Here is a 17,084-nt window from a genome sequence, read left to right on the forward strand (position 1 = left end):
CAGCCTCCGGATAAAAATCATGTTTTAGAATTCATCACGCGCTAAATCACTCGTACTTAATAGCGTTTGATCTATTTGTCGGCGATTTAATGCTTCCTCTGTTTGCGCTAATGCGAAGACGACGGTTTTCTCGAAGTCTCTTTTCATTGGAAATAAAAAGGTCTGGAAAATAACGTCCTGATTTACCGTTATGGTGATCCAGCTTCCCCAACGCGCACTGGGTCTTTCATTAATGGTCAGATTGCCGGTGTATTCGCTTTCCCATTTGTCGCTGAATGCACGATAGAATTCATGTCCTATCGAAGAGACGGTATGGTCGGTTAACAATCCGGGAACCTCGACTTCAACTTCATTGGCATGCAGGTTTCCGGTAGCGAACAGTAACTCTGCTGCTACAATCCAGGTCAGATAGCGTTTCATGGCCTTACCGCCTGAGATTATCGTTTGCCCATGAAACTGCCTGGGTGCGATTTTTGACAGCTATCTTTTTGAAAAGATTATAAAGATGTGTCTTAACCGTATTCTCGCTGATAAATAGCGACCTCGCGATTTCATTATTAGAGGCACCAATACGTAACTTATTGAGGATCTCTTTTTCGCGATGAGTGAGTAATGCGGACTCGGTGCTGTTGTAGCGGTAATTTCCTGAGTGCGTAATCAGGTAACTGGCTAATTTTTGTGAAAAATAGCATTCGCCACGCAGAATACCCTGTAATCCGCTGACCACGTGTTCCTGGTCTTCAGTGGCGTAAAACACGCCGTTAATATGAGGCCAGTTTTCAATTTCACGGTAGGGATAATCGTCAGGGGTATTTAACAATAATGTTTTTATATTATTGTTTTTGCGGCTTAAATTATCCTGCCAATAGTGGATAAGCTTCTTATCCGCTTCCATCATATCCATTAAAACAATGCAACTGGCTGAGATATCTTCCAGAGAACGTTGAATATTATGCAGTTTTCCGGTTATGGCCAGCGATTGCTTTAAATGTTGCAATAATGCCGTAGCTTGCAGAGATGGCTTTGTGATCAACAATAGTGTGTGACCATGACTACTATGGACTTCATTAAACATGATGAAACTCCACTTTTTTTAATCGCACATCTGACAGCTGCCCCCATAAAATAAAGGCACCAGAAGTACTGACAGATGTTGCACTGCTGTGGGTTGAAATAGCCCATTATCCAGAAAGAGAAAAATATTTACGAAAATACTTTTAACTGTTTTCAATCTAGCCATTACAAATCTTAAAGCAAGTGTTAAACTTGTAACAATATGTAAAAATATATATTAAAATGTTGTTTTTGGTTTTTTTTGAAGTTTAGATTTGATAGTAAAGTTGTACATTTCGCTGTTATTGCATAGATTTAAAAAATCATACAAATTATAATAATTCATTGATTTTTAATCATTTTAATTATTATATGTTATGTTTTGATTTTATTTTTTCTTAAAATTTGAGACGTGGCATTAACCTGGACAGCACAAAGACAAAAAAAACGAAGTGTGTCACGTCTTGTGCGTATTGCCCCACATGGGAAGCATAAGAACATCCCCATGGCGGCATAACACACACCAACACTTCATTTTTTAGGTGCGCGATACACTATCTTCTGTGGCCAAAAATCAATTATAAAAAATCACATGGCTATCGTTTTATTAGCACTTTGGTATGAGCTTAAATAACAAAATACCACGCGTGGGTGAGTTATTAAAAATGTTTCCACGGACATACTCTTCATCGTAACGACGCGTTAACAAAAAACGCATGTCGCTAACAAGGTAATAGATAATTTTCGCTATGTACGACCAGGTCCAGGGTGACAGCATGAAAAACAAATTGTTATTTATGATGTTGACAATACTGGGTGCGCCTGGGATTGCAACCGCGACAAATTATGATCTGGCTCGTTCAGAGTATAATTTTGCGGTAAATGAATTAAGCAAGTCTTCATTTAATCAGGCGGCCATTATTGGTCAAGTCGGCACGGATAATAGTGCCAGAGTACGCCAGGAAGGATCAAAACTATTGTCCGTTATTTCACAAGAAGGAGGAAATAATCGGGCGAAAGTCGACCAGGCAGGGAATTATAACTTTGCGTATATTGAGCAAACGGGCAATGCCAACGATGCCAGTATATCGCAAAGCGCTTACGGTAATAGTGCGGCTATTATCCAGAAAGGTTCTGGAAATAAGGCCAATATTACCCAGTACGGTACGCAGAAAACAGCAGTTGTAGTGCAGAAACAGTCGCATATGGCTATTCGCGTCACCCAACGCTAATACCGTTACGACTTTTAAATCAATCCGATGGGGGTTTTACCATGAAACTTTTAAAAGTGGCAGCATTCGCAGCAATCGTAGTTTCTGGCAGTGCTCTGGCTGGCGTCGTTCCACAATGGGGCGGCGGCGGTAATCATAACGGCGGCGGCAATAGTTCCGGCCCGGATTCCACGTTGAGCATTTATCAGTACGGTTCCGCTAACGCTGCGCTTGCTCTGCAAAGCGATGCCCGTAAATCTGAAACGACCATTACCCAGAGCGGTTATGGTAACGGCGCCGATGTAGGCCAGGGTGCGGATAACAGTACTATTGAACTGACTCAGAATGGTTTCAGAAACAATGCCACCATCGACCAGTGGAACGCTAAAAACTCCGATATTACTGTCGGTCAATACGGCGGTAATAACGCCGCGCTGGTTAATCAGACCGCATCTGATTCCAGCGTAATGGTGCGTCAGGTTGGTTTTGGCAACAACGCCACGGCTAACCAGTATTAATTTAGCGTCTGCGCTAATAAAAAAACAGGGCATAAGCCCTGTTTTTTTTCGGGAGGAAATTATGCATACTTTATTGCTCCTTGCCGCACTTTCAAATCAGATTACGTTTACCACGACTCAGCAAGGCGATATTTACACGGTGATCCCTCAGGTCACATTAAACGAACCCTGCGTCTGTCAGGTGCAAATTCTCTCTGTGCGCGACGGCGTCGGGGGACAAAGCCATACACAGCAAAAACAAACGCTATCTTTACCTGCTAATCAACCGATTGAGTTGTCTCGTCTTAGTGTAAATATATCTTCAGAGGACTCGGTTAAAATTATTGTTACTGTTTCGGACGGACAATCACTGCATTTATCACAACAATGGCCGCCTTCTGCACAGTAGTTTTTGATGGTGGCGGAAATGGATTGGCTGACCTGGGTATAAAGAGGCGATAAAAGCGTCTCATCGTCTCGGCATGTCGCTATAAGGTAACGCCGAACCCTCGAGGATGACTAATCATTGAGGAGTTAACATGTCCGTAATCAAGAAAAATATCCCTGCCATAGGCCTGTGTATCTGCGCTTTTTTTATCCATTCTGCGGTAGGGCAACAAACGGTACAGGGCGGCGTTATCCATTTTCGCGGCGCGATTGTTGAGCCACTGTGCGATATTTCTACTCACGCCGAAAATATTGATTTAACCTGCCTGCGCGAAGGTAAAAAGCAAATGCACCGGATTGACCTTCGGCAGGCATCTGGATTACCGCAGGATATTCAGTCCATTGCGACGGTACGGCTGCATTATCTCGATGCGCAAAAAAGCCTGGCGGTGATGAATATTGAGTACCGTTAACGGCGGTGTCATAGATATAAAAAGAGCGACTCTGTTGAAAGCCCTGCTGTACACTTTGCAGATAAGGTGAGACAAAGGGGGGGGGTTATGACATCACGTCTTCAGGTCATACAGGGTGATATCACTCAACTTAGCGTCGATGCGATTGTGAATGCCGCTAACGCATCATTAATGGGCGGCGGTGGCGTAGACGGCGCGATTCATCGCGCGGCGGGGCCGGCATTGCTGGACGCCTGTAAACTCATCCGCCAGCAACAGGGCGAATGTCAGACGGGACATGCGGTTATCACGCCTGCCGGCAAGCTTTCGGCAAAGGCGGTTATTCACACAGTGGGGCCCGTCTGGCGAGGCGGCGAACACCAGGAAGCTGAGCTACTCGAAGAGGCATACCGGAATTGTTTGCTGCTTGCCGAGGCGAATCACTTTCGTTCCATCGCTTTTCCGGCAATCAGTACCGGCGTTTATGGCTATCCACGCGCCCAGGCCGCTGAGATCGCCGTCAGGACGGTTTCAGATTTTATTACCCGTTACGCTCTGCCTGAACAGGTATACTTTGTCTGTTATGATGAAGAAACTGCCCGGCTTTACGCAAGATTACTTACTCAGCAAGGCGACGACCCTGCCTGATAAAACACGCCTGGAGCGTGCCGTTGAACCGCTATGCGCGCGCCATCCCGGAGAGTGCGGCATTCTCGCGCTGGATAACAGTCTGGACGCTTTTGCCGCCCGCTACCGCCTGACCGAAATGGCGGCGCGGACGCTGGATGTGCAGTATTATATTTGGGAAGACGATATGTCCGGGCGACTGCTCTTTTCGGTACTGCTGTCGGCGGCGAAGCGCGGCGTTCATGTTCGTCTGCTGCTGGATGATAACAATACGCCTGGTCTGGATGATACGTTGCGCTTGCTGGATAGCCATCCTAATATCGAAGTTCGTCTGTTTAATCCTTTCTCTTTTCGTACGCTACGCGCGCTGGGATATTTGACGGATTTTGCGCGGCTGAATCGGCGGATGCACAATAAAAGTTACACTGCCGACGGCGTAGTGACGCTGGTCGGTGGGCGCAACATCGGCGATGCCTATTTCGGCGCTGGCGAGGAGCCGCTATTTTCCGATCTGGACGTGATGGCCATTGGCCCGGTGGTCAATGATGTCGCCAATGATTTTGAACGTTACTGGCGCTGTAGTTCAGTGTCGACATTGCAGCAAGTATTATCCCTTTCTGAGCAGGAACTGACGCAGCGTATCGAACTTCCCGAATCCTGGTATAACGATGAGATCACCCGCCGTTATCTGCATAAGCTGGAAACCAGCCAGTTTATGGCGGATCTCGATCGCGGAACGTTGCCGCTGATTTGGGCAAAAACACGCTTGCTTAGCGATGACCCTTCTAAAGGCGAGGGGAAGGCGCAGCGCCATTCGCTTCTTCCGCAGCGATTATTTGACGTGATGGGGTCGCCGACGGAGCGTATCGACATTATTTCCGCTTACTTTGTTCCTACGCGCGCAGGCGTGGCGCAGTTGCTTAATCTGGTCAGGAAAGGCGTGAAGATCGCCATCTTAACTAACTCTCTGGCGGCCAACGATGTGGCGGTCGTTCACGCAGGGTACGCGCGCTGGCGCAAGAAATTACTGCGCTATGGCGTGGAGCTCTACGAACTGAAACCGACCCGCGAACATGAAACCGCCGTACATGATCGCGGACTCACCGGGAACTCAGGTTCCAGCTTACATGCTAAAACGTTCAGTATTGATGGTAGTAAGGTGTTTATCGGGTCGCTTAATTTTGATCCCCGTTCAACGCTTTTAAATACCGAAATGGGCTTTGTCATTGAAAGTGAAACGCTGGCGACGCTTATCCATAAGCGTTTTACACAGAGCCAACGCGATGCGGCCTGGCAACTGCGGCTGGATCGCTGGGGACGAATTAACTGGATCGATCGTCAGCAAGAAGAGGAAAAGGTGTTAAAGAAAGAACCCGCTACGCGTTTCTGGCAACGAGTTCTGGTACGGTTGGCGGCAATTTTACCTGTGGAATGGTTGCTGTGAACCCACGCGCGGAAAACTACCCGATCGTGGCGCGACTTTCTCGTTTTACCGGCGGTTTACCTGAAAAGAGAAATTTCAGGAGCGGGATGCGTAAATGAATTTCATACAGAATTAACGCAATACCCATAACAAATATCAGCCCGCACAAGAACCCGATCAGGTTGGAGGAGATATGCGGCGTAATATACGCGCCAAAGAAAAGCGTTAAGGGATGATGCACCAGATAGATAAACAGCGAAGCATTCACGAAATAGGTGACACGCGCGGACTGAAAGTTTAACAAGCGATGCCCCAGTGAAAATACCACGTTCACCATCCATAGCCCCATTACCATCGTAATCACGGATTCGGTTTCGTACATCCAGGCGTCGCCGCTCCCATAACGTTGATTCAGCAGATACGCGATAAAAGCAACGGCAGCGCCTAAAGTGCATCCGCGTGAGGGCGTGGTGAAGCGCGCTTTCAGATCGGGGTGAATGAAGGCCAACGCGCCGAGAATAAAAAACGGCACATAAAATAGCGTTTGCATCACAATAAAATTGAACATGCCGTCACTGAGGATTGCCGGATATACGATGAATATAATGCGCCTGATAGCAGCGTAAGCCACCCCCAGCAGGAAAAAAATAAGAGAAAGTTTGGCCAGCGAAATAGCGGCGGGACGAGGCTTGCTTGTTTCCTGCCTTTTTTGGAACCAGGTAAAAATCCCGATGCTGACGGTGGTTAATATCACCAGCACCAGTAAAAACCACAGATGTGAAATGAGTTCCCACGCTAACGTATTATATTTTTCATAGGCAGAGAGTGTAGGCCAGTTCTCTGTTTTCTCTTTGACATATTGCAACAGGATAAATTGCGGCAAGGTAAGCAAAGGGATTGCGGTAAGCATGGGAATACCCACACGTTCTACCCGTACTTTCCACCAGTGTTTTAATGGATAACGTAAAAATAACATGTACGAAAAATAACCAGAAATAACAAAAAACACCTGCATACGAAAAGCGTGGATAAAATCGTTAAACAGGGTTAGCCACCACGATGGCGCGGCGCTATTGACATGCCAACTGTGAGTGGAATAGATCAACGAGATATGAAAGGGAATCCCTAACAACATCAGCCATGCGCGGATAGAGTCAAGAAAATATTCACGCGGCGCGGGTACAGAGCTCATATAAGGTCACGTATTCTCAGATTTTTCACCTTATCCATAAGGCGAATTATAGTTACATTCGGTAGCAACCCTACACCAACTCCGACAACCTGTCTCCAGGATAAGCACGCAAAGTGAAAACAGGCGCGGGAGGTGCTTAATCCATGAGCCAGCGCGCTGAACAAAGCCTGGATTCAGTTGTCGTAATGCCTGATTATCCATTAAAATGGATCGGATCGATATAAGCACACAAAGGGGGAAGTGCTTACTTATTATGAAACATAAACGACAAATGATGAAAATGCGTTGGTTGGGCGCAGCTATTATGTTAACGCTCTACGCATCATCGAGCTGGGCGTTCAGCATTGATGACGTGGCAAAACAAGCTCAATCTTTAGCCGGGAAAGGCTATGAGGCGCCTAAAAGCAACTTGCCCTCCGTTTTCCGCGACATGAAATATGCGGATTATCAGCAGATCCAGTTTAACAGCGATAAAGCCTACTGGAACAACTTAAAGACCCCTTTTAAGCTCGAATTTTACCATCAGGGGATGTACTTCGATACGCCGGTCAAGATTAACGAAGTGACGGCGACGACGGTCAAAAGAATCAAATACAGCCCGGATTACTTCAATTTTGGCAATGTTCAGCACGATAAAGACACGGTAAAAGATTTAGGCTTCGCCGGGTTCAAAGTCCTGTACCCCATTAACAGTAAAGATAAGAACGACGAAATCGTCAGTATGCTTGGCGCCAGCTATTTCCGCGTTATCGGCGCAGGCCAGGTATATGGCTTATCTGCGCGCGGCCTGGCGATTGATACCGCCTTACCATCTGGTGAAGAGTTTCCCCGCTTTCGCGAGTTCTGGATTGAGCGTCCAAAACCCACCGATAAGCGTTTGACCGTCTATGCATTACTCGATTCTCCGCGCGCGACCGGCGCTTACCGTTTTGTGATCATTCCTGGCCGCGATACCGTGGTGGACGTGCAGTCAAAAGTCTATCTGCGCGATAAAGTGGGCAAGCTGGGCGTTGCGCCATTAACCAGTATGTTCCTGTTTGGGCCAAACCAGCCGTCGCCGACGACCAACTATCGTCCGGAACTGCATGACTCGAACGGCTTATCCATTCATGCGGGTAATGGCGAGTGGATTTGGCGTCCGCTGAACAATCCAAAACACCTCGCTGTGAGCAGCTATGCAATGGAAAACCCTCAGGGATTCGGCCTGTTGCAGCGTGGTCGCGAGTTCTCGCGCTTTGAAGATTTAGACGATCGCTACGACCTGCGTCCAAGCGCCTGGATTACCCCGAAAGGCGACTGGGGCAAAGGTAAGGTTGAACTGGTTGAAATTCCGACCAATGATGAAACCAACGATAACATCGTCGCTTACTGGACTCCGGATCAACTGCCGGAACCGGGTAAAGAGATGAACTTCAAGTACACTCTGACCTTCAGCCGCGATGAAGATAAACTTCATGCGCCGGATAATGCCTGGGTGCTGCAAACACGCCGCTCAACGGGCGACGTTAAACAGTCGAATCTGATTCGCCAGCCCGACGGCACTATTGCCTTTGTGGTGGATTTCGTTGGCGCCGACATGAAAAAACTGCCGCCGGATACGCCCGTCGCTGCGCAAACCAGCATTGGCGATAACGGTGAAATCGTTGACAGTAATGTACGCTATAACCCAGTCACTAAAGGCTGGCGTTTAATGCTGCGCGTGAAAGTCAAAGACGCGAAGAAAACCACGGAAATGCGTGCCGCATTGGTGAATGCCGATCAGACGCTAAGTGAAACCTGGAGCTACCAGTTACCTGCCAATGAATAAAACAACTGAGTATATTGACGCACTGCTGCTTTCTGAACGTGAGAAAGCGGCATTGCCGAAAACTGACATCCGCGCCGTGCATCAGGCGCTGGATGCCGAGCATCGGACTTACTCGCGAGAAGACGATTCACCGCAGGGTTCCGTAAAAGCCCGCCTTGAACACGCCTGGCCGGATTCATTGGCGAAGGGGCAGTTAATTAAAGATGATGAAGGGCGCGATCAGTTGCAGGCTATGCCAAAAGCGACGCGCTCTTCGATGTTTCCTGATCCCTGGCGAACCAACCCGGTTGGCCGTTTCTGGGATCGCCTGCGTGGGCGGGATGTAACGCCGCGCTATGTTTCTCGTCTGACAAAAGAAGAGCAGGCGAGCGAGCAAAAATGGCGTACCGTCGGCACTATACGCCGCTATATTTTGTTAATTTTGACTCTGGCGCAAACCGTCGTCGCGACCTGGTATATGAAGACCATTCTGCCTTATCAGGGATGGGCGCTCATCAATCCTATGGATATGGTGGGGCAGGATATTTGGGTCTCTTTTATGCAGCTCCTGCCCTACATGCTGCAAACCGGTATCCTGATTTTGTTTGCCGTGCTGTTCTGCTGGGTGTCAGCCGGATTCTGGACGGCGCTGATGGGCTTCCTGCAACTGCTTATCGGGCGCGATAAGTACAGCATCTCCGCGTCTACGGTTGGCGATGAGCCCCTCAATCCGGAACACCGGACGGCGCTGATCATGCCTATCTGTAATGAAGACGTTAGCCGCGTTTTCGCCGGTCTGCGCGCGACCTGGGAGTCCGTTAAAGCCACAGGCAACGCCGCGCATTTTGACGTCTATATCCTTAGCGACAGTTATAACCCGGATATCTGCGTGGCGGAGCAAAAGGCGTGGATGGAGCTTATTGCGGAAGTGCAGGGCGAAGGCCAAATTTTTTACCGTCGCCGCCGCCGCCGTATGAAACGCAAAAGCGGCAATATTGACGATTTTTGCCGCCGCTGGGGCAATCAGTACAGCTATATGGTGGTGCTGGACGCGGACTCAGTGATGAGCGGCGAGTGTCTGAGCGGTCTGGTGCGCCTGATGGAAGCGAACCCAAACGCCGGGATTATCCAGTCTTCGCCGAAAGCGTCGGGAATGGATACTCTGTATGCCCGCTGCCAACAGTTCGCGACCCGTGTTTATGGGCCGCTGTTTACCGCCGGGCTGCACTTCTGGCAGTTGGGGGAGTCGCACTACTGGGGGCACAATGCCATTATCCGCGTGAAGCCGTTTATCGAGCACTGCGCTCTGGCGCCGCTGCCGGGAGAAGGTTCGTTCGCCGGATCGATTCTTTCCCACGACTTTGTGGAGGCGGCGCTAATGCGTCGGGCAGGGTGGGGCGTCTGGATTGCCTACGATCTCCCCGGTTCCTATGAAGAGCTGCCGCCAAACCTGCTGGATGAGCTTAAACGCGACCGCCGCTGGTGTCACGGCAACCTGATGAACTTTCGTCTGTTCCTGGTGAAAGGAATGCACCCGGTGCATCGCGCCGTGTTCCTGACCGGGGTAATGTCATATCTGTCCGCGCCGTTATGGTTTATGTTCCTCGCGCTTTCTACCGCGCTGCAGGTCGTTCATGCGTTAACAGAGCCGCAATATTTCCTTCAGCCGCGCCAGCTTTTTCCGGTCTGGCCGCAGTGGCGTCCGGAACTGGCAATCGCGCTGTTTGCGTCAACGATGGTGCTGCTGTTCCTGCCGAAGCTGCTCAGTATTATGCTGATCTGGTGTAAAGGCACCAAAGAGTATGGTGGTTTCTGGCGCGTTACGCTGTCGCTGTTGCTGGAAGTGCTGTTCTCCGTGTTGCTGGCGCCGGTGCGTATGCTGTTTCATACCGTGTTTGTGGTCAGCGCGTTCCTCGGCTGGGAAGTGGTCTGGAACTCACCGCAACGCGACGATGATTCTACGCCGTGGGGAGAAGCCTTTATGCGTCACGGCTCTCAACTGCTGCTGGGGCTGGTCTGGGCGGTGGGTATGGCGTGGCTGGATTTACGCTTTCTGTTCTGGCTGGCGCCGATTGTTTTTTCGCTGATTCTGTCGCCATTTGTTTCGGTGATCTCCAGTCGTTCAACGGTAGGATTACGCACCAAACGCTGGAAGCTGTTCCTGATCCCGGAAGAGTATTCGCCGCCTCAGGTGTTGGTCGATACCGATAAATATCTGGAGATGAATCGCCGCCGTATTCTGGACGATGGCTTTATGCATGCGGTATTTAACCCGTCGCTTAATGCGCTGGCGACCGCGATGGCCACTGCGCGTCACCGCGCCAGTAAGGTACTGGAAATAGCCCGCGATCGTCATGTGGAGCAGGCGCTAAACGAAACGCCGGAGAAACTGAACCGCGATCGGCGTCTGGTTTTGCTCAGCGATCCGGTGACGATGGCGCGTTTACACTATCGGGTCTGGAATGCGCCAGAGAGATACTCTTCCTGGGTAAACCATTATCAGTCTCTCGTCCTGAATCCGCAGGCGTTGCAGGGACGAACATCGTCAGCGAGATAAGGTCTTCAGGTCTGGAGTGAGGTGAAAAATACCGGCGTGATGCCGGTATTTTTATAGTGAAATGAGGTATCAGGTGCGTATATTCGCGGTGAGCATAATGGTGATTACCCTGAGCGGCTGCGGCAGTATTATCAGCAGAACGATCCCCGGACAAGGACACGGCAACCAGTATTACCCTGGCGTGCAGTGGGATATGCGTGATTCCGCATGGCGCTATATCACTATCCTCGATCTGCCCTTCTCACTGATCTTCGATACACTGCTACTGCCGCTCGATATTCACCACGGGCCTTATGAGTAATTAACGCTCATCCCATTCGTCTGCCGCAGTACGGCCTTCCTCGGTATCAAGCGGGGGTTCAAGCTGGAATTCCCCTTCATCCCATTCATGCAAAGTATTCTCTTCCTGCCATTCCTGGCGGATCTCTATCTCATCATAATCGCCGTCAAACACGCTCTGTGCGGCTTCACCACTCAGCATCGGCAGACATTCGCCATCTTCACCTTCATCGGCGAAAAATTCGACCTGCCACATGATGTCCCCATCCTGCAGTACATATTTCTGAACGTTGAACTGCTGCACATTCGCTTCGTCTTGTTCGAGGCCTGGATGGTCAGCCAGAAATTCTTCCCGGGCTGCATCGATAGCTTCTTCCAGCGTGGCATACATGGTCATCAGTGTCTCCCTTTGATTTGATGAGGTATTTAGGGAAAGAATAGCTGATTCTGTAATATTGCAAGTATGAAAGCGCAAAAATTATTCTATTGCCAGTCTGCGCCGTCGTAAGCTGTTCCATGAATAGATAGCATTGAACAACACCACGCCTGCCGTGACGCAGAATACGGCGCGGAAGCCATAGCTCGCGGAAATTGCGGCGCCCATGAGAGGGCCGGTGACGTTGCCGATATCGCGGAAAGATTGGTTGTAACTGAATATGCGCCCGGCTATCTGGTTGGTAGAGTTGTAAACCAGCAGAGTTTGAACGGCTGGCAGCAGCGCGCCATCCGCCGCGCCAAGCAGAAACCGCAATAGCGCGAGCTGCCACGGCGTTTGCACAAAAGACATTGGAATCAGCAGCAGTACGGAAATAATCAGCGCGACGATAAGGATCTTTTCCGGGCCAATTCTGTCGCCAAGCTTGCCGAGCCGGGGGGCGCTAAGTAATGCCGCCACGCCGGGAACGGACGCTATCATCCCGCTAATGAATGCAATATTACTGACATTTCCCGCGAGTTCGCGCACATAGAGCGTCAGGATGGGCGCAATAGACCCCGTCGCCACCTGAATAATCAGCGTGGTGACAAACAGGCTTAACACCAGGCGGGGATTTTTTAACGAGGCGACCACTTCCCGAACGTGAAGCATCTCTTTTTTGCTCACCGGCAGGAAATTCTCGCGAATAAAAAAGAAGGTGAGCAGAAAACAGATAAACAAAACGCTGGCGGTAATAAAAAAGACCGGACGAAGGCCGTAATGGTCGGCGAGCAGACCGCCCGCAAGTGGGCCAAGCAGAGCGCCGCTGACGCCGCCAGTAGAGAGCGTCCCTAACGCCCAGCCGCTTTTGTGGCGCGGCACCTGAGTGGCGATGAGCGCATTGGCGTTGGGAATAAATCCGCCCAGCAGGCCTAATAACGCGCGGAGGATCAGAAATTGCCAGATATTTTGCGCCATGCCCATTAACAGCATCACAATGGCCATGCCGAGAGCGGAACGCAACAGCATGATCTTACGCCCTTTACGATCCGCCAGGCCGCCCCAAAAAGGGGAAGCAATAGCTGAAAAGAGGAACGTAATACTAAAGACCAGCCCGGACCACATGTTGAGCGCGCTATGGCCTGTTACGCCGAGTTGCTCAACGTAGAGAGGGAGAAAAGGCATGACCAGGCTGAATGCCGCGCCGGTTAAAAAACAGCCCAGCCAGGTAACGGTTAGATTGCGTTTCCAGTTTATGGGGACATCAGAGGGTGACATAGCGTTCCACAGTATGATGCGCGTTTTGCGCTATCATCAATTTAATTATGAGCGTACTAATTATAATTATGCGCCGACCTTACCAGCCTCGCAATGTGGGGAGCTTTTAAAGCTAAAAGAGGGGAAAAATTGCAGCCTGACGGCTGCAATCCTGTCAATAGCGCGACGGTACGCCTTCAGGGCGAGTTTTAAAGCGGCGATGCAGCCACATATACTGCTCTGGCGCCATCATAATGCACTGCTCAACAATCTTATTCATCCATGCGGCAGTCGCTTCTGCGCTCTCCAGCGGAGGCGAATATTCCGCAGGAAGAATGATCAGTTCGTAGCCTTTCCCATCGGGTTTACGGCGAGGCACGAAGGGGATAATACAGGCTTTAGACATGCGCGCGAGCATCCAGGTACCGGAGGTCGTAGCGGCCTGGTCGACGGCGAATAACGGTACAAAGACGCTGGCGCGCGGGCCGTAATCGTGATCCGGCGCATACCAGATCAATTCGCCGCTTTTCAATGCCTTAACCATGCCTTTCAGATCTTTGCGATCCAACATTGATTTATTGGAGCGTAAGCGTCCCCAGGTCTGTAACCAGTCGAGCAACGGATTATCATTCGGGCGATAAACTCCGATACCCGGGTTATGCATACCAAACATGCGGGCGCCAAACTCAAGGGTAAGAAAATGTATTCCTACCAGAATGAACCCCAGCCCCTGCGCCTTAACTTCACGGATATGCTCCAGACCGCTCGCTTCCATCCAGCGATTCACTCGCCGATCGGGCCAGAACCAGGCCATGCCGGTTTCCATCACGCCCATACCGACGGATTCAAAGTTTTTGACCACCATGGTGTGGCGTTCCTGCGCGCTCATTTCCGGAAAGCATAATTCAAGGTTGCGATAGGCGATTTTCGCGCGGCGTTTCATTACGCGTCGCGCCAGGTGGCCCAATGCGCAACCCAATTTATAGATGACCGGGTAGGGGAGTTGCACGACCAACCAAAGCGCGCCTATACCCAACCAGGTTAACCAATAGCGCGGGTGCAGTAAGGCCACGGAGAACTTAGGCAACTTCGTCATTTCTATCCTGTCTTTCAACGAACAATTCCCCGTATTCTCGCATCTTTTTGCGTTGAGCAAAAATATGTAGCAGGAGAGTGGCGATTAAATCGACAATTGTTGTTAATTATTTAGTGTAAAGCAGGAAATGTAGCGCAAAATGTGTGGATGTAAATTGGCGAGACTTGCCTTATCATGCCTGCCCACTTTATTTTTTGCTGATTGCAGGATACGTACACCATGCCAGTGTTACACAACCGCATCTCTAATGACGAGCTGAAAGCCAAAATGCTGGCGGAAAGCGAGCCGCGTACGACAATTTCTTTTTATAAATATTTCACAATCGCCTCGCCGCAACAGACGCGGGACGCGTTGTATCAGGTGTTTACGGCGTTGGACGTTTTTGGTCGCGTTTACCTGGCATATGAAGGCATCAATGCGCAAATCAGCGTGCCGCAAAGCAAGGTCGAGACCTTTCGTCAACAGCTTTATACGTTCGACCCCGCGCTGGACGGGCTGCGTTTAAATATTGCGCTGGAGGATGACGGAAAGTCATTTTGGGTGCTGCGTATGAAAGTTCGCGACCGTATCGTTGCTGACGGTATTGACGATCCGAGTTTTGACGCCAGTAATGTCGGCGATTATCTGAAGGCGGCAGATGTGAATGAGATGCTGGACGATCCTGACGCGGTCTTTATTGATATGCGCAACCACTATGAGTATGAAGTTGGCCATTTCGAAAATGCTCTGGAAATCCCGGCGGATACGTTTCGTGAACAGTTGCCAAAAGCGGTTGAAATGCTGCGGGAACATGCAGATAAAAAGATAGTGATGTACTGTACCGGCGGTATTCGTTGTGAGAAAGCCAGCGCCTGGATGAAACACAACGGTTTCAATAAAGTCTGGCATATTGAGGGTGGCATCATTGAGTACGCCCGTCGCGCGCGCGCGCAGGGGCTTCCCGTTCGCTTTATCGGCAAAAACTTTGTATTTGATGAGCGAATGGGCGAGCGAATCTCGGATGAGGTTATCGCGCATTGCCATCAGTGCGGCGCGCCCTGCGATAGCCATACCAACTGCAAAAATGACGGTTGCCATCTGCTGTTTATCCAGTGTCCGCAGTGCGCCAGTAAATTTAACGGCTGCTGTAGTGAACAATGCTGTGAAGAGTTGGCCTTGCCGGAGGAAGAACAGCGCCGACGTCGCGCGGGTCGCGAGAACGGCAACAAAATTTTTAATAAATCGCGTGGTCGGCTTAATAGCAAACTGAGCATTCCCGATCCGGCTGAGTAATATTTTGCCGGATAGCAGCGTAAAGGCCGCTATCCGGCATTTCGCCAGGCGTTACTTCTGCTGAACGCCTTCTACTGAGATGATAAGCTCAACCTCTTGTGAGGCCGGGCCGAGATCGGTAGTTATATTGAAATCCTTCAGCTTAATTTTTCCTTCGGCCTCAAAGCCCGCGCGCTTACCGCCCCACGGATCGTCGCCCTGGCCCATCAGCTTCGCTTCCAGCGTCACCGGTTTAGTCACGCCATTGAGCGTCAGATTGCCGGTAATATCCAGTTCATCGCCCTCTTTTTTCACGCTGGTAGAGGTGAAGGTTGCCTGCGGGAATTTCGCAACATTAAGAAATTCCGCGCTACGCAGGTGTTTGTCACGTTCGGCATGGTTAGTGTCGACGCTATTGGTGTTAATGGTCACGTTCACTTTGTCTGCCGACGGATTTTTTTCGTCAAAAGTGAACGTGCCGTCGAAATCTTTAAAGGTGCCGTATAGCCAGCTGTAGCTCAGATGCTGGATGCGGAAATTGACGAACGCATGTTGGCCTTCTTTATCAATTTTATACTCCGCCGCCACGGCGGAACCGGTCGTGAATAACAAGGATGCGAGGGTGAATCCCAGCAGGTTTTTTTTCATTTTTGAGCTCCATAGTCAGATGACGACATTCCTGTCATACGTTTCAGTGTGTCGTCTTTATCGATGAAATGGTGTTTTAGCGCCATAACCCCATGCGAGAGCGAGATAATGACCAGCGACCAGGCAAACCACAGATGCAGCGTTCCGGCGATGTCAGCCTGCGCGCCCGCGTCCGTAAGCGTGGCCGGAATCTCAAACCAGCCAAAGACGCTAATCGGTTTACCATCGGCGGTGGAAATCAGGTAGCCGCTAATGATTATCGCAAAGAGCAGGAGATACAGGAGAAGATGACCCGCGGCGGCGCCAGCGCGCGTTAAACGGGAATAGCTGGTCAACGCAACGGGCGGCGGAGAATAAAGCCGCCAGATAATACGCACGATCAGCGCCATCATCAGTAATATGCCAATACTTTTATGTATTTCCGGTGCTTGGTGATACCAGCCGTCGTAATAACTGAGCGTGACCATCCATAAGCCCAACGCAAACATGCCATAGACCACCAGGGCGGTCAGCCAGTGGAGCGCGGCGGAAACCACGCCATAACGCTGTGGAGTATTTTTAAATTGCATAAACACACCAATGAATATTTCACGAGAGAATGAAAATGGCGTGGAAAAGCGCCGAATGCAACTTATAAATAAGAATTTGAATGATATTTATTTTTATTTCAATAATTTTGATGTTGTTTGCGGTTCAGCTTCAGAAGTTTCGAGATATTTCCCCCTGATAACCGCGCAACGGCAGGAACTGGCATTATTGCCGTGCTTCAACGTTATGAAATAAAAAGTGAGGAATTTTCAGGAAGTGTCAGTTAACGTCAATGAAAAGCAATCAGAAGAAAAGGAGATAAACAATATCCATCACCGCCAGCAGCGACCAAAGAATAACGTAAAGCATGAAATGTTCGCGAATATTATTCATCAGAAAATGAAAGAGACGACGCATAGCTTACC

19 protein-coding genes are annotated in these 17,084 nt (G+C 49.9%); 10 read left to right on the plus strand and 9 right to left on the minus strand.

What is annotated here, in order from left to right:
- Positions 1–24 precede the first annotated feature (24 nt).
- Together csgE and csgD are read right to left on the minus strand one after the other, a co-directional pair.
- Positions 25–420, minus strand: coding sequence for a curli production assembly/transport protein CsgE (csgE, locus tag ACLJRS_RS01715; RefSeq protein ID WP_000833307.1), 396 nt, complete (start codon positions 418–420; stop codon positions 25–27).
- 4 nt (positions 421–424) lie between these two features.
- Positions 425–1,075 carry a biofilm master transcriptional regulator CsgD gene (csgD, locus tag ACLJRS_RS01720; RefSeq protein WP_000481519.1) on the minus strand — a complete coding sequence of 217 codons (651 nt, stop codon included), beginning with the start codon at positions 1,073–1,075 and terminating at the stop codon, positions 425–427.
- Positions 1,076–1,829: 754 nt separating this feature from the next.
- Between csgD and csgB the strand changes: the two genes are divergently transcribed.
- The 6 genes from csgB to ACLJRS_RS01750 all read left to right on the plus strand — a co-directional run bounded on the left by csgB (position 1,830) and on the right by ACLJRS_RS01750 (position 5,671).
- Complete coding sequence (gene csgB, locus ACLJRS_RS01725; RefSeq protein ID WP_000791655.1) at positions 1,830–2,285, plus strand: curli minor subunit CsgB; 456 nt, start codon at positions 1,830–1,832, stop codon at positions 2,283–2,285.
- Between the two features lie 41 nt (positions 2,286–2,326).
- A complete protein-coding gene (gene csgA, locus ACLJRS_RS01730) occupies positions 2,327–2,782 on the plus strand; it encodes a curli major subunit CsgA (RefSeq protein WP_000771416.1) in 456 nt (151 codons plus the stop codon).
- 61 nt (positions 2,783–2,843) lie between these two features.
- Positions 2,844–3,170, plus strand: a complete 327-nt coding sequence (gene csgC, locus ACLJRS_RS01735; RefSeq protein ID WP_000557256.1) for a curli assembly chaperone CsgC — start codon at positions 2,844–2,846, stop codon at positions 3,168–3,170.
- A gap of 130 nt (positions 3,171–3,300) precedes the next feature.
- The gene (locus tag ACLJRS_RS01740) at positions 3,301–3,621 is read left to right on the plus strand and encodes a type 1 fimbrial protein (RefSeq protein ID WP_000111254.1); all 321 of its coding nucleotides are present in this window, start codon (positions 3,301–3,303) and stop codon (positions 3,619–3,621) included.
- A gap of 87 nt (positions 3,622–3,708) precedes the next feature.
- On the plus strand, positions 3,709–4,248 hold the full coding sequence (gene ymdB, locus ACLJRS_RS01745) for an O-acetyl-ADP-ribose deacetylase (RefSeq protein ID WP_000203941.1): 540 nt from the start codon (positions 3,709–3,711) through the stop codon (positions 4,246–4,248).
- Entirely contained in the window at positions 4,184–5,671 is a 1,488-nt protein-coding gene (locus ACLJRS_RS01750; protein WP_000976323.1) for a phospholipase D family protein, read from the plus strand. The genes ymdB and ACLJRS_RS01750 overlap by 65 nt, the downstream gene beginning before the upstream one ends.
- A gap of 16 nt (positions 5,672–5,687) precedes the next feature.
- On the opposite strand, the gene mdoC is transcribed toward ACLJRS_RS01750, so the two are convergent.
- A complete protein-coding gene (mdoC, locus tag ACLJRS_RS01755) occupies positions 5,688–6,842 on the minus strand; it encodes a glucans biosynthesis protein MdoC (RefSeq protein WP_000100055.1) in 1,155 nt (384 codons plus the stop codon).
- Between the two features lie 271 nt (positions 6,843–7,113).
- Between mdoC and mdoG the strand changes: the two genes are divergently transcribed.
- The 3 genes from mdoG (at position 7,114) to ACLJRS_RS01770 (ending at position 11,486) form a co-directional block, all read left to right on the plus strand.
- A complete protein-coding gene (mdoG, locus tag ACLJRS_RS01760; RefSeq protein WP_001562609.1) occupies positions 7,114–8,649 on the plus strand; it encodes a glucans biosynthesis protein MdoG in 1,536 nt (511 codons plus the stop codon).
- Positions 8,642–11,185, plus strand: a complete 2,544-nt coding sequence (gene mdoH, locus ACLJRS_RS01765) for a glucans biosynthesis glucosyltransferase MdoH (protein WP_001044610.1) — start codon at positions 8,642–8,644, stop codon at positions 11,183–11,185. Before mdoG ends, mdoH begins: the two co-directional genes overlap by 8 nt.
- A gap of 73 nt (positions 11,186–11,258) precedes the next feature.
- Entirely contained in the window at positions 11,259–11,486 is a 228-nt protein-coding gene (locus ACLJRS_RS01770; RefSeq protein WP_001217832.1) for a YceK/YidQ family lipoprotein, read from the plus strand.
- On the opposite strand, the gene ACLJRS_RS01775 is transcribed toward ACLJRS_RS01770, so the two are convergent.
- The 3 genes from ACLJRS_RS01775 to ACLJRS_RS01785 all read right to left on the minus strand — a co-directional run bounded on the left by ACLJRS_RS01775 (position 11,487) and on the right by ACLJRS_RS01785 (position 14,232).
- A complete protein-coding gene (locus ACLJRS_RS01775) occupies positions 11,487–11,861 on the minus strand; it encodes a MysB family protein (RefSeq protein WP_000180050.1) in 375 nt (124 codons plus the stop codon). It abuts the gene before it with no gap.
- A gap of 81 nt (positions 11,862–11,942) precedes the next feature.
- Positions 11,943–13,157: a multidrug efflux MFS transporter MdtG gene (gene mdtG / locus ACLJRS_RS01780; RefSeq protein WP_000075053.1), complete on the minus strand. Its 1,215-nt coding sequence runs from the start codon at positions 13,155–13,157 to the stop codon at positions 11,943–11,945.
- Between the two features lie 154 nt (positions 13,158–13,311).
- A complete protein-coding gene (locus ACLJRS_RS01785; RefSeq protein ID WP_000163973.1) occupies positions 13,312–14,232 on the minus strand; it encodes a Kdo(2)-lipid IV(A) acyltransferase in 921 nt (306 codons plus the stop codon).
- A 219-nt stretch (positions 14,233–14,451) separates the two neighbouring features.
- Between ACLJRS_RS01785 and ACLJRS_RS01790 the strand changes: the two genes are divergently transcribed.
- The gene (locus tag ACLJRS_RS01790) at positions 14,452–15,504 is read left to right on the plus strand and encodes a rhodanese-related sulfurtransferase (RefSeq protein WP_001144644.1); all 1,053 of its coding nucleotides are present in this window, start codon (positions 14,452–14,454) and stop codon (positions 15,502–15,504) included.
- 51 nt (positions 15,505–15,555) lie between these two features.
- Here the strand turns inward: ACLJRS_RS01790 and ACLJRS_RS01795 are convergent, their stop codons facing one another.
- The 3 genes from ACLJRS_RS01795 to ACLJRS_RS01805 form a co-directional block, all read right to left on the minus strand.
- A complete protein-coding gene (locus ACLJRS_RS01795) occupies positions 15,556–16,131 on the minus strand; it encodes a YceI family protein (RefSeq protein WP_000739889.1) in 576 nt (191 codons plus the stop codon).
- On the minus strand, positions 16,128–16,700 hold the full coding sequence (locus tag ACLJRS_RS01800) for a cytochrome b (RefSeq protein ID WP_001159784.1): 573 nt from the start codon (positions 16,698–16,700) through the stop codon (positions 16,128–16,130). Before ACLJRS_RS01800 ends, ACLJRS_RS01795 begins: the two co-directional genes overlap by 4 nt.
- 262 nt (positions 16,701–16,962) lie before the next feature.
- Positions 16,963–17,076, minus strand: a complete 114-nt coding sequence (locus ACLJRS_RS01805) for a YceO family protein (RefSeq protein ID WP_001253282.1) — start codon at positions 17,074–17,076, stop codon at positions 16,963–16,965.
- Positions 17,077–17,084: the final 8 nt, after the last annotated feature.

Source organism: Salmonella sp. SAL00670, from assembly GCF_046552235.1.
GTDB lineage: Bacteria > Pseudomonadota > Gammaproteobacteria > Enterobacterales > Enterobacteriaceae > Salmonella > Salmonella enterica.

Coding starts and splice junctions, on each gene's coding strand:
- csgE (WP_000833307.1), bottom strand. CDS start 420: ATGAAACGCTATCTGACCTGGATTGTAGCAGCAGAGTTACTGTTCGCT.
- csgD (WP_000481519.1), bottom strand. CDS start 1,075: ATGTTTAATGAAGTCCATAGTAGTCATGGTCACACACTATTGTTGATC.
- csgB (WP_000791655.1), top strand. CDS start 1,830: ATGAAAAACAAATTGTTATTTATGATGTTGACAATACTGGGTGCGCCT.
- csgA (WP_000771416.1), top strand. CDS start 2,327: ATGAAACTTTTAAAAGTGGCAGCATTCGCAGCAATCGTAGTTTCTGGC.
- csgC (WP_000557256.1), top strand. CDS start 2,844: ATGCATACTTTATTGCTCCTTGCCGCACTTTCAAATCAGATTACGTTT.
- ACLJRS_RS01740 (WP_000111254.1), top strand. CDS start 3,301: ATGTCCGTAATCAAGAAAAATATCCCTGCCATAGGCCTGTGTATCTGC.
- ymdB (WP_000203941.1), top strand. CDS start 3,709: ATGACATCACGTCTTCAGGTCATACAGGGTGATATCACTCAACTTAGC.
- ACLJRS_RS01750 (WP_000976323.1), top strand. CDS start 4,184: ATGATGAAGAAACTGCCCGGCTTTACGCAAGATTACTTACTCAGCAAG.
- mdoC (WP_000100055.1), bottom strand. CDS start 6,842: ATGAGCTCTGTACCCGCGCCGCGTGAATATTTTCTTGACTCTATCCGC.
- mdoG (WP_001562609.1), top strand. CDS start 7,114: ATGATGAAAATGCGTTGGTTGGGCGCAGCTATTATGTTAACGCTCTAC.
- mdoH (WP_001044610.1), top strand. CDS start 8,642: ATGAATAAAACAACTGAGTATATTGACGCACTGCTGCTTTCTGAACGT.
- ACLJRS_RS01775 (WP_000180050.1), bottom strand. CDS start 11,861: ATGACCATGTATGCCACGCTGGAAGAAGCTATCGATGCAGCCCGGGAA.
- mdtG (WP_000075053.1), bottom strand. CDS start 13,157: ATGTCACCCTCTGATGTCCCCATAAACTGGAAACGCAATCTAACCGTT.
- ACLJRS_RS01785 (WP_000163973.1), bottom strand. CDS start 14,232: ATGACGAAGTTGCCTAAGTTCTCCGTGGCCTTACTGCACCCGCGCTAT.
- ACLJRS_RS01790 (WP_001144644.1), top strand. CDS start 14,452: ATGCCAGTGTTACACAACCGCATCTCTAATGACGAGCTGAAAGCCAAA.
- ACLJRS_RS01795 (WP_000739889.1), bottom strand. CDS start 16,131: ATGAAAAAAAACCTGCTGGGATTCACCCTCGCATCCTTGTTATTCACG.
- ACLJRS_RS01800 (WP_001159784.1), bottom strand. CDS start 16,700: ATGCAATTTAAAAATACTCCACAGCGTTATGGCGTGGTTTCCGCCGCG.
- ACLJRS_RS01805 (WP_001253282.1), bottom strand. CDS start 17,076: ATGCGTCGTCTCTTTCATTTTCTGATGAATAATATTCGCGAACATTTC.